The 1,433-nt window shown below is 70.8% G+C and carries 1 protein-coding gene; it reads right to left on the bottom strand.

All coding sequences use genetic code 11. The annotated features are described in order from the left end of the window. Positions 1 to 20 precede the first annotated feature (20 nt). The coding region (locus OTB19_RS42825; protein WP_267804271.1) for a transposase at positions 21 to 1,433 on the bottom strand (1,413 nt) is incomplete at its 5' end.

Genomic DNA, 1,433 nt, shown 5'->3' with positions numbered 1-1,433 from the left:
GACCCTGATGGTTAATTCGGTCAGGCTGTCAGGGCGAGTTCGAGGCGGGCGAGGTGGGTGGTTCTGGTCCGGTCGATGGGGTGGCCGTTCCACCAGGCGTGGAGTCGGATCAGGTTGAGGGCGACCGCGCTGTAGACGTGTTCGAGGTGGGTCCTGGCCAGTCCCCGGTAGCGGGCGCGGCGGGTGCCGGTGACCGCGACGGCCTGGCGGATGGTGCCTTCGACGCCTGCTCGCCGTCGGTATTCGTGCTGCCAGTCGCGGGTGGCCTGGGTGAGGCGGGCGGCTTGCTGGAGCTCGTGTAGCTGGCGGGGCGGGACGGTGAGCTGCCGGTATCCGGCCTTCGAGGCGGTGCACTGGTCCCGGGCCGGGCAGGGCCGGCAGGTGGTTGTGGCGAACTTGATGACCACGGCGTTGGTACCGCGCTGGGTGCAGGGGCTCCAGGAGGAGCTGGTGCGGCCCTGCGGGCAGACGGCGTGCTGTTGTTCGAAGTCGATGGCGAACGCGGCCCGGTCGTAGCCGGCACCGGCTCTGGCCTGGGGCGAGCAGTCGCCCAGCAGCGGGCTGATCAGCACGGTGCCGAAACCTTTGAGTGAGGAGGCGACGAGCGCCGCGGAGGGGTAGCCGGAGTCGACGTAGTGCTCGCCCGGAGCCAGTTTCCGGCCGGCGAGGGCCTGGTGGATCGGCTCGGTCATCGACGCGTCCGCCACGGTGGCGTCGGTGGTGGCCACGTTCGTGACGAGGTTCGGGGCGCGGTTGTCGCCGTCATCGTCGTCGCAGGTCTCGGACAGATGGATCTTGTATCCGAGCCAGAACAGGTCCTCGCCCTTGGCCGCCCAGCGGGCGTCGGTGTCGTAGGGGGAGCCAAGACGGAGTCTGCCCGGCGGGAGACCGTCCTTGTCCGCCTCCCGCCGCCGCACCTCCCGCCCGCTCGATGTATCGGTGACCAGGTAGTTCTGCAGCACCACGATCCGCAGCACCCGCAGCGCGGGCAGCTCACGCAGCCATGCGGGTGCGTCGGCGTGGAAGGCCGCCTCCAACAGTGCCACGGCGTCCGTCCCGTAGGCGACGGCCAGTTCATCGCGCTTGGCCGCGGTGGCGGGCAACCGCCAGGAGTCGACCCGGGCCGCGTAACGCTTGGACCACGATCCGATGTCCACAGCCGTGGCGAGCCAGCCCGGCGCCGCGACCGCCAACGCCTCCACCGCGGCCCGCACGCTCTCCCCGGCCAGCTCCAGCCGGTTCAGGTCCCGCACCGCGCTGATCACGTGCGTGGAGTCGGTGCGCTGCTTCCCGCCCGCCTTGACCAGGTTCTTCTCCTTCAGCGCGGCCAACAGCAGGTCCAGCGCCTTCTCCTCCAGGCCGTGCTCGACCACCCGGGTGCGGAACTCCGACAGCACGGACGCGTCGAACCCCTCGTCCGCCAGTCCCAGGCC

Origin of the sequence: Streptomyces sp. H27-H5, from assembly GCF_026627505.1 — a bacterium.
Taxonomy (GTDB): Bacteria; Actinomycetota; Actinomycetes; order Streptomycetales; family Streptomycetaceae; genus Streptomyces.
Note: the sequence above shows the minus strand (reverse complement) of the source record. Positions and strands in the feature narration are given on the sequence as shown.